Annotated in this window: 9 protein-coding genes; 2 read left to right on the top strand and 7 right to left on the bottom strand. The window is 71.0% G+C overall.

Annotation, left to right across the window (positions count from 1 at the left end):
• The first annotated feature begins 1,237 nt into the window (after positions 1-1,237).
• Positions 1,238-2,134 carry a hypothetical protein gene (locus LADH09A_RS29895; RefSeq protein ID WP_274530379.1) on the top strand — a complete coding sequence of 299 codons (897 nt, stop codon included), beginning with the start codon at positions 1,238-1,240 and terminating at the stop codon, positions 2,132-2,134.
• A 43-nt stretch (positions 2,135-2,177) separates the two neighbouring features.
• Here LADH09A_RS29895 and LADH09A_RS32170 read toward each other — a convergent pair whose 3' ends face one another.
• The 3 genes from LADH09A_RS32170 to LADH09A_RS29885 all read right to left on the bottom strand — a co-directional run bounded on the left by LADH09A_RS32170 (position 2,178) and on the right by LADH09A_RS29885 (position 4,839).
• The gene (locus tag LADH09A_RS32170) at positions 2,178-2,351 is read right to left on the bottom strand and encodes a pentapeptide repeat-containing protein (protein ID WP_372492379.1); all 174 of its coding nucleotides are present in this window, start codon (positions 2,349-2,351) and stop codon (positions 2,178-2,180) included.
• A gap of 162 nt (positions 2,352-2,513) precedes the next feature.
• Entirely contained in the window at positions 2,514-3,518 is a 1,005-nt protein-coding gene (locus LADH09A_RS29890; RefSeq protein WP_238649011.1) for a D-alanine--D-alanine ligase family protein, read from the bottom strand.
• A gap of 7 nt (positions 3,519-3,525) precedes the next feature.
• Positions 3,526-4,839: an aminotransferase-like domain-containing protein gene (locus LADH09A_RS29885; RefSeq protein WP_238649010.1), complete on the bottom strand. Its 1,314-nt coding sequence runs from the start codon at positions 4,837-4,839 to the stop codon at positions 3,526-3,528.
• 293 nt (positions 4,840-5,132) lie between these two features.
• Here LADH09A_RS29885 and LADH09A_RS29880 point away from each other — a divergent pair, with 293 nt between their 5' ends.
• Positions 5,133-5,798, top strand: a complete 666-nt coding sequence (locus LADH09A_RS29880) for a GNAT family N-acetyltransferase (RefSeq protein ID WP_238649009.1) — start codon at positions 5,133-5,135, stop codon at positions 5,796-5,798.
• A 36-nt stretch (positions 5,799-5,834) separates the two neighbouring features.
• On the opposite strand, the gene LADH09A_RS29875 is transcribed toward LADH09A_RS29880, so the two are convergent.
• The 4 genes from LADH09A_RS29875 to LADH09A_RS29860 form a co-directional block, all read right to left on the bottom strand.
• Complete coding sequence (locus LADH09A_RS29875) at positions 5,835-6,998, bottom strand: N-acetylmuramoyl-L-alanine amidase (protein ID WP_238649008.1); 1,164 nt, start codon at positions 6,996-6,998, stop codon at positions 5,835-5,837.
• Positions 6,999-7,170: 172 nt separating this feature from the next.
• Entirely contained in the window at positions 7,171-7,494 is a 324-nt protein-coding gene (gene trxA / locus LADH09A_RS29870; protein ID WP_088950790.1) for a thioredoxin, read from the bottom strand.
• A 34-nt stretch (positions 7,495-7,528) separates the two neighbouring features.
• On the bottom strand, positions 7,529-8,479 hold the full coding sequence (gene trxB, locus LADH09A_RS29865; protein WP_238649007.1) for a thioredoxin-disulfide reductase: 951 nt from the start codon (positions 8,477-8,479) through the stop codon (positions 7,529-7,531).
• A gap of 184 nt (positions 8,480-8,663) precedes the next feature.
• The coding region (locus LADH09A_RS29860; RefSeq protein ID WP_504854038.1) for an RsmA family anti-sigma factor at positions 8,664-9,221 on the bottom strand (558 nt) is incomplete at its 5' end.

Raw genomic sequence — 9,221 nt, 5'->3', positions numbered from 1 at the left:
ACTGTACCTCTTACCGTACGAGATGCGAGGCGGGGCTGGGCAACTGGGGGGCGTTGTACGGCACTCTACGAACATCCACCGAGGGATCGGCCGGAGCAGGCATCCAGTTTCCGCGTCGCGGGCTTGAGTCCGGCCACATCTCCGCGGCCTGGTTCGTGCGCGGCCTGGTCTGTGCGCGGCCTGGTTCGTGCGCGGCCTGGTCTGTGCGCGGCCTGGTTTGTGCGCGCCGGTCTGATGGATGCCTCGGCCTGCGCACGCCCTTAGTCCGTGCGCGCCTTCGTCCGTGCGCGCCTTGGACTGTGCGTGCCTTGATCTGTCCGCCTCGCGCGCTGGGTGTCGATCCCGTACCGGCACGGGCCCTGCCTGGCGGCGTCCCGCTCGGCCAGGCATCTATTGCGTGTGACCGCCCGACGCCGCGACGTCTTCTCTCTCCTCGTTCCGTATGCACCGAGCAGCGAGCAGCGAGCAGCGAGCAGGGTGCGCCGCGTCGCTTGCGCCGGGCCGCGCACGGGTTGGCCCTCTGGCACCCGGTGAATCCCCAGGCTTGGTTGGCCCCTGTGGAAAACCTGCCCAGACTGCGCTCGGTGGGACCACCGCGCTGCCGAGGTCGCGGTTCGGTCGAGGACCGCTTCGGGCTCTGCACCGGGCAACCCCCTCCCGCTGGGGCGGCCTCCAAAGAGCCAGCGCAGCAGGGCGAACGGCGGCGCTCAGGTGCCGGCGGCGAACCGTTGCCAGCGCCTGTCGGGCAGTTCGCGGACAACGACCGACGGCCCGAAAAGTTATCCACACCCTTTGTCCACAGGCACCCCCTGTTTCACGTGAAACAGCGCGTGGGAGTGGGTGCGAGCCTGTGGATGACGGCCTGTGTTCAGGATCTCGGCAGCCTGTGGACATCGCTTCAGGACGGGGTGGTGACCCGGCGTACCTGGTCGGCGACGGGCACTGATTCGGCAGGCCCGGACCGATCATTCAGGTAGGGACAGCGGTGCCAGACTCGGTTAGGGTCAGCGTCGTGCACGACACCCCTCCCTCAGTTCCGGACTTCACCCAGTGGCCGTCGTTCCCCTTCGAGGGCGACCTCCACGTGAAGCAACTCGATGATCCGGTCCCGGTCGAACCGCCCCGGAAGGGCGAGGGTCTCCGGGAATGCACCGCCTGCAACGCACCCGACGATGCCTACATCTGGGTGGGAGAGCGCTGGCGGGTACGTGCCATGGACCGGCCCACCGGGCTGCCCATGGTGCTCATCCTGGAATCGCGGACGCACCTCGACCTCGGTGATCTGCCGAACCTGCTGGCCGCCGAGCTGGGTGTGATGACCGTTCGACTGGAGCGGGCCATCCGGTCCCTTGACGGTGTGGCGCGAGTTCACGTCAACCGGTGGGGGGACGGCTCAGCCCACCTGCACATGTGGTTCCTCGCTCGGCCGTACGGCCGCCTTCAGCTGCGGGGCACCTTCCTGTCACTGTGGGACTCGATCCTGCCGCCGATCTCCGAGGCGCAGTGGCGGGAAAATCTGGCGCTCGTCGCCGCCTGGCTCGCCGAGTTTGGTGGCCGCCCGCTCGCCGAGCCACCCCGCATCCAGTGGCAGGCACCGTCCAGCCTGTTGGCACAGTCCGAAGCTGCGGATGCCGCTGCCGCCGTTGCCGCTGCGGCGGCTGCGGCTGCGGCTGCCTCGGTCATCGAAGCGGCCGAGGAGATCCCCGAACCAGCGGCGGACTCCACTCCCGGGGTCGATCCGACCGACGGCGACATGGCCGCCTCGACAGATCCCGCGGACGGGGACGACGACGCCGGATCCACGCGGGCCGTCGTCGCCCCGACGAGCGAAGCCGCCAGCCCGGCACCCGCCGCGAGCCAGGCACCCGCCGGCAACGCGGCGCCCGCCGGCGCGGCAGCACCATCCGGCACAGCACCATCCGGCGCGACACCGTCTGGCGTCTCGGAGTCCGGCCCGTCCACGTCCGACGCACCCAAGCCCGGCTTCGCCGGTGCGGTGGCGGTGCCTGCCAGCGGGCCTGCGGTCCTCCCGGGAACCCGGGCCGGGAACGGTCCGACGGACGACGCTGCCGAAAAGGCCGCCGGCGAACTCGACAAGCCACCCCGCAAGCCCGCCCCAAACAGCGACGCCTAGAAGCAGGGACGTCCAGAACACGGACGCCCCAAGCAGCGACGCCCTAAGCAGCGACGCCCCAAGCAGCGACGCCCCAAGCAGCGACGCCCCAAACAGCGACGCCCGGAAACAGGGACGTCCCAAACAGCGACGCCCAGAACACGGACGCCCAGGACAATGACGCCTGGGACAATGACGCCTGGGACAATGACGCCTGGGACAATGACGCCTGGGACAATGACGCCTGGGCCCGCCCGGCCCCCCTACGCCCAGGGCTCAGGCCCGTCCCCAGGACCAGGGACCCACCCCTGGGAAGCGCCCGTCGATGCAGCGGGTCGCACCCTCGGACACCCCCCGACCGGGGTGTCCGAGGCGAGCGGATCAGGAAGAGGCGAGCGGATCAGGAAGTGGCGAGGCGGGCCGCTGCTCGGGTGACCAGCGTGCCGAGGAGTCGGCCGAAGTCCAACCCCGCCGCCTGCACGGCGAGCGGCAGCAGTGACGTCTCGGTCATGCCCGGTGAGACGTTGACCTCCAGCACGTGCGGCTGGCCCGAGGCGTCCACGATCAGGTCGACGCGGGAGAGGTCCCGCAGGCCGAGTGCGTTGTGGGCGGCGAGGGCCACGTCGGCGACCGTGGCGGCCACCTCCGGGGCCAGCCGGGCCGGCGCGTGCCAGGTGGTTCGCCCGGCCGTGTAGCGGGCGGCGTAGTCGTACACGCCGTTACGCGGCACGATCTCCACCGGCGGCAACGCCTGCGGCCCGTCGCCGAGGTCGACCACGGAGACCGCCACGTCCATGCCGGGCACGTACCGCTCGACGAGCGCCGTGGAGTCGTACGCGAAGCAGCCGACCATCGCCGCGGGCAGCGCTGCGGCGTCGCGGACCACCGCGCCACCCAGCCCCGACCCGCCCTGGGCGGGCTTGACCATCAGGGGCAGGCCCAGCCGGTCGACGATCCGGTCCAGTACGGCGACAGCACCCAGCTCGGAGAAGCGGTCGTGCGGCAGGGCCACCCAGTCCGGGGTGGGAATGCCGGCCTCGCGAAGCACAGCCTTGGCCGAGGGCTTGTCCCAGGCGACCCGTGAGGCGCGGGCGTCGCAGCCGACGTACGGGATGTCGCACAGGTCCAGCACCCCGCGCAGCGAACCGTCCTCGCCGGTGGCGCCGTGCAGTGCGATCACCACCGCGTCCGGCGGGTCGGCGGCCAGCGCCGGGAGTAGCGCCACGTCGGCGTCGCGCAGCTCGGCTTCCACCCCGACGGCGCGCAGCGCGTCGAGCACCCGGCGACCGGAGCGCAGTGACACGTCCCGCTCGTAGGAGAGGCCGCCCGCGAGCACCACGACGCGCAGGTCGGGCGAGGCGGCGGAATCGGTCACGAGGAGGCGCTCGATGGCGGTCGTACCCATGCCGGCATCATGCCAAGTCGGGCCCTGGCACATCGGAGCCGGCCTGGCCGCGTCGACCGGCGGCGCCGCCCACGGCACCGAAGACGCGGCGCATCGCGATGTCCTGCTCCATCACACCGGCCAGCCGGCGCACGCCCTCGCGGATGCGTTCCGGGGGCGGGAAGCTGAAGTTGAGCCGCATCGCGCCGGTGCCGGTGCCGTCGGCGTAGAAGCCGGTGCCGGGCACGTAGGCCACGCGGGCGGCAATGGCTCGCGGCATCATGGCCTTGGAGTCGAGCCCCTCGGGCAGGTTGGCCCACACGAAGAGCCCGCCGGCCGGGGTGGTCCAGCTGGTGCCCTCGGGCATCAGGTCGGTCATCGCGTCGAGCAGGGCGTCCCGGCGCTCCCGGTAGACCTCGCGATAGACCTTGAGCTGCTGACGCCAGGGCATCGTGCCCAGGTAGGTCGAGACGGCGGCCTGGGCGTAACCGCTGGGGCAGAGGATCTGGGCCTCGCTGGCGATGACCAGCTTGTCGCGGACCGCGTGCGGCGCCAGGATCCAACCGACCCGCAGCCCGGGCGCGAAGGTCTTGGAGAAGGTGCTGAGGTAGAAGACCCCGTCCCGGCGGCGGGCCCGCAGGGGCGCGGGGGCCTCACCCTCGAAACCCAGCTGACCGTACGGGTCGTCCTCGACGACGAGCAGGCCGGCGCGCTCGCAGATGTCGAGGACCCGTTCCCGGCGTTCCTCGCTGAGCGTCACGCCGGTCGGGTTCTGGTAGGTGGGGATGGTGTAGAGGAACTTCACCCGGCGACCGGCGCGGGCAAGGTCGGCGATGGCCGCCTCCAGCGCCTCCGGGACGAGCCCGTCCGCATCCATCGGCACGTGCACGACCTGCGCCTGGGCGGCCTGGAAGACGCCGAGCGCACCGACGTACGTGGGACCCTCGGCCAGCACCACGTCACCGGGGTCGAGGAAGAGCCGGGCCACCAGGTCCAGGGCCTGCTGCCCGCCCACGGTGACCACGACGTCCTCCGGGGAGGCACCGCACGCGGCGTCGATCCCGGAGAGCGACATCACCTCGCAGATCCGCTCGCGCAGCTCGAGGGTGCCCTGACCGATGCCGTACTGGAGGGTGGTCACGCCGTGCTCGGAGCCGAGCCGGCCGAGCATCTCACCGACCGCGTCCAGCGGGAGTGCGGCGATGTACGGTGCGCCACCAGCGAGCGACACGACCTCCGGACGGCTGGCGACCGCGAACAGTGCTCGGATCTCCGAGGCGGTCATCCCGCGTACCCGCCGGGCGTACCGGTCGGTGTAGTCGTCGAGTGTCGTGCCGGTCATGACCTCACCTCGATCGCTGCTCGGGTGGCTCCCGCCCCGGGTACCCCACACGCCGCTGACCATGGCGGCAGGACACCGATTGTCGATCCTAGTCCGCCGAAGCCACCCTGCGCCGTGCCAGGACGGATCGACCACATGGCGGACTGTGTGCGACACCCCCCGGTGTGGTGGGCATCTGCGCGTCCCCTCCCGCATCTCCGATCGGCGGCGTACGATCGCTCGTCGGGGGCAGGAAGGCGGCGCTGTCGTTCCATGCCGGTCTCACCACCGAGCCTATTGTGGGGATGCTCCATATGTCGCGACGTCTGGTCAGCCTGACCCTCGACACGTTGGAAGACCTTCCGCGCCCGTGCCGACAGTGCGTCTACTGGGAGCTCGATCCGGTCTCCGCGGAGCGTGCCTGCGCGGCTGGCGACCCGGGCCTGGAGAAAGAGGCGTGGGTCTCCCAGACGCTGCTGGAGTGGGGCTCCTGCGGCAAGCTCGCGTACGTCGACGGAATGCCGGCCGGCTTCGTGATGTACGCCCCGCCCGCCTACGTGCCCCGCTCGATGGCGTTCCCGACCTCGCCGGTCTCCGCCGACGCGGCACTGCTGATGACCGCCAACGTGGTCGCCGCGTTCGCCGGTGGCGGGCTGGGCCGGATGTTGGTGCAGGGCGTCGCCCGGGATCTGACCAAGCGTGGGATCAAGGCCATCGAGGCGTTCGGCGACGCCAAGTTCGGCGACGCGGACGACCCCTCGGGTGGCTGCGTGGCGCCGGTCGACTTCTTCCTCTCGGTGGGGTTCAAGACCGTACGTCCGCATCCGCGGTTCCCCCGGTTGCGCCTTGAGCTGCGCACCGCGCTGAGCTGGAAGTCCGACGTCGAGTACGCGCTGGAGAAGTTGCTCGGCTCGATGAGCCCGGAAACCCTGCTCCGCCCGGTGCGTCCTGCCCCGGTGACCCGTTCCACCAACGGCTGACCGTCGGGCCCGGGGTGACCGCCCTCAGGCGGAGGATCAGTCGATCACGGTGCCGGCGGCCACGACGGCCCGCAGTTCGCTGACGTCCAGCGAGCCGGTCGGAACGTCCCGTTCGATCGGGTAGTACATCCGCTGCACGGCAGCCACTATCGCCTCCACCACACGGTCCCGGAACCGGGGGTCGACCAGTTGGGCGCGGTCCGTGGGTGAGGTGAGGTAGCCGACCTCGACCCGGACGGCCGGCATCCGGGTCAGTCGCAGCAGGTCCCATGTCTTGGCGTGGGTGCGGCAGTCCCGCAGCCCGACCCGGGCGACGATCTCCCGCTGCACGAGCCCAGCCAGACGCTCACCGGTCGCCGAGGTCACCCCGTTGTCGGTGCCGTAGTGGTAGGTCGCGACGCCCTCCGCGTCCGGGTTGGCGTGACCGTCGAGGTGCAGCGAGATGAACACGTCGGCACCGAGCGAATTGGCCAGCTGGGCCCGGTCGGTGTCCGGCAGGCACCTGTCGGGCGACGGCCCCCGGGTGAGCTGCACTCGCACCCCGGATGCGGCGAGCCGCCCCTCCAGCCGGCTGGCGAGGTCGTGCACGAGGTCCGCCTCCGTCCAGCGCAGCGGCCCGTCCGGCACCACCATCCCGGGGTCGGTGCCACCGTGCCCCGGGTCGATGACCACCGTCTTGCCGACCAGCGCCGGCCCGGACTGCCGGATCGCGTCAGACTCCCTTAGCCACTGCGGGCGGCCACCGACCACCTTGCGGCCGATCCGGCGCAGCGCGTTCATGGTCTGCGGGCCACAGGAGCCGTCGGGGGTGAGACCGACCTCGCGCTGGAACTGGGCCACGGCGCGGGACGTCCGGACGCCGTAGATGGCGTCCGCCCGGCCCACGTCGTACCCCATCTCCAGCAGTCGCTCCTGCAGTGACCGGACGTCCTCGCCGGTGAGCGGCTCGGGGACCGCGTGGTAGAGGGTGCGGGCGCCGAGCCGCCAGCGGGCGGCGTCCAGGGCCCGCCAGGTTTCCGCCCCGACCCGGCCGTCCACGCTGAGCCCTCGGGACTGCTGGAAGGCCCGGACCGCCCGCTCGGTGTCGAGGTCGAACTCGTCGGCGTGCGGCCCGGCCGCGGCGAGCAGGTCGAGGCCGATCAGGATGGTACGGATCTCCGTGACCGCGGGTCCCCGGTCACCGGGTCGGATCGGACGCACGCACGACCCCCTCTGCACGACGCTGGCTGGCCGGGCGGCCCAGGCTTGAGGCTATGCGTTTCGGGGCGGTGAGGTGGCGGGGGCCAGGAAAAACGTCCCCCGTGCGGCCCGAGAGAAACCGAACCCCGCACCCAGCGGAGCGGGTACGGGGTCCGGTTGGTGTTTCTGCTGGTCAGAGGGCCGATTCGATGAGCTTGACCAGCTCACCCTTCGGCTTGGCGCCCGCGATCGACTGCACCGGCTGGCCGTTCTTGAAGACGGTGAGCGTCGGCACCGACATCACCCGGTAGGCCCGTGCGGTCTCCGGGTTCTCGTCGATGTTGAGCTTGACGATGGTGACCTGGTCACCCATCTCGCCGGCGATCTCCTCGAGCAGCGGCGACACCTTGCGGCAGGGGCCGCACCACTCGGCCCAGAAGTCCACCAGAACCGGCTTGTCAGCCTGCAGCACGTCCGCGACGAAACTCGCGTCCGTGACCGCCTTGGTCTTTCCCACTATGGCCCCTCCTCCTCAGATGTGTTCGGTTGCTTCAGCTGAGCGTCGCGATGAACCGCTCGGCGTCGAGCGCGGCGGCACAACCGGTGCCGGCCGCGGTGATCGCCTGGCGGTAGGTGTGGTCGACGAGGTCGCCGGCGGCGAAGACACCCGGCACGTTGGTGCGGGTGCTCGGGGCGTGGACCTTCACGTAGCCCTCGTCGTCCATTTCGACCTGACCACGGAAGAGTTCGCTGCGGGGGTCGTGACCGATGGCCACGAACACACCTGTCACGTCCAGCACCTTGGTCTCACCGGTGTGCACGTTACGGACCCGTACGCCGGTGACCTTGCCGTCGTCGCCGAGGACCTCCTCGACGGTGCTGTTCCACTCGACCTTGATCTTCTCGTTGCTCAGCGCCCGGTCGGCCATGATCTTGCTGGCCCGGAACGAGTCACGCCGGTGGATGATGGTGACCGACTCGGCGAAGCGGGTGAGGAAGCTGGCCTCCTCCATCGCCGAGTCGCCGCCGCCGACGACCACGATCTGCTGGTTGCGGAAGAAGAAACCGTCGCAGGTGGCGCAGGAGGAGACGCCGTGGCCCAGGTATTCCTGCTCACCGGGCACGCCCAGCGGACGCCAGGCCGAACCGGTGGAGAGGATGATCGATCGGGCCCGGTAGGCGGTCTCGCCGACCCAGACGGTGCTCACCGCGTCGGAGCCGACGTCGCCGGTGTCCACCAGCTCGACGCGGGTCACGTCGTCGGTGAGGAACTCGGCGCCGAACCGCTCGGCCTGCTTGCGCATGTTGTCCATCAGCTCGGGGCCGAGGATGCCGTCAGCGAAACCGGGGAAGTTTTCCACCTCGGTCGTGGTCATCAGCGCGCCACCGGACTGCACGCCCTCAATGATCAGCGGCTTCAGGTTGGCGCGTGCGGCGTAGACCGCCGCCGTGTAGCCGGCCGGCCCGGAGCCGATGATGATCAGGTTGCGGACCTCGTCCACTGCCGTCTCCCGAGTTGTGTGTGTTCGGCGTCGGCGCGAGCACCGATGCTGATCCGAGTTGCCGACGCCTGGGTGAGGCCGGCAGCTGACTTCCAGAACGTCATCGTACGAACCGGGGATTCCCGAGCCGGGCATCCGGTGGGTCAGGTCACGTGGGCGGTCATCGCCGCCGTTGACCGTGGATTCACCCTACCCGCGCCGAATACCGGCTGTCCGAGCCGGACCCGGGCACGCCGCACTCCGGGCCGCTCACCCAGGCCCAGCGAGCCCCGGTCGCATCGGTGAAACGGATGACCAGCGCCTGCTCGCCCTGGAACCGCGCGTAGTCGACCACCTCGACCACCAGAGGGGCGTTGCCATGCTCGGCCGCCACGTCGGTCAGGCATCTGGTCAGCGCGGCCTCGTCGGCCAGCCGGCTCAACTGGGTCAGCCCAGCGCTGGCGGGACGCCGATCCTCCTCGTCGTCCGTCTGCGGCTGGGTGCCGGGCGCCTCGCTGGTCACCCGGCTGGGAGCCGTAGAGCTCTGCGTGTCGACACGTGGCTCGTTGCCGAGGATCTGCGGGGTGTAGTCCGTACCGCTGCGGAGTGCCGGGCCGGTGGTGCGGACCGCGCCGGCCGCCGCGGCGCCCTCGGGCGCGCTGGCCGGCCGGTCCAGGGCGCTGGTGCCAGCGGTGTCGTCCGAGACGCTCGTCGACAGCTGGTTGAGGCCCAGCGCGACCGCGACGACGGCGACCGTGGCGGC

Source organism: Micromonospora cabrerizensis (assembly GCF_022230955.1).
GTDB lineage: Bacteria > Actinomycetota > Actinomycetes > Mycobacteriales > Micromonosporaceae > Micromonospora > Micromonospora cabrerizensis.
Note: the sequence above shows the minus strand (reverse complement) of the source record. Positions and strands in the feature narration are given on the sequence as shown.

Coding starts and splice junctions, on each gene's coding strand:
- LADH09A_RS29895 (WP_274530379.1), top strand. CDS start 1,238: ATGGTGCTCATCCTGGAATCGCGGACGCACCTCGACCTCGGTGATCTG.
- LADH09A_RS29890 (WP_238649011.1), bottom strand. CDS start 3,518: ATGGGTACGACCGCCATCGAGCGCCTCCTCGTGACCGATTCCGCCGCC.
- LADH09A_RS29885 (WP_238649010.1), bottom strand. CDS start 4,839: ATGACCGGCACGACACTCGACGACTACACCGACCGGTACGCCCGGCGG.
- LADH09A_RS29880 (WP_238649009.1), top strand. CDS start 5,133: ATGTCGCGACGTCTGGTCAGCCTGACCCTCGACACGTTGGAAGACCTT.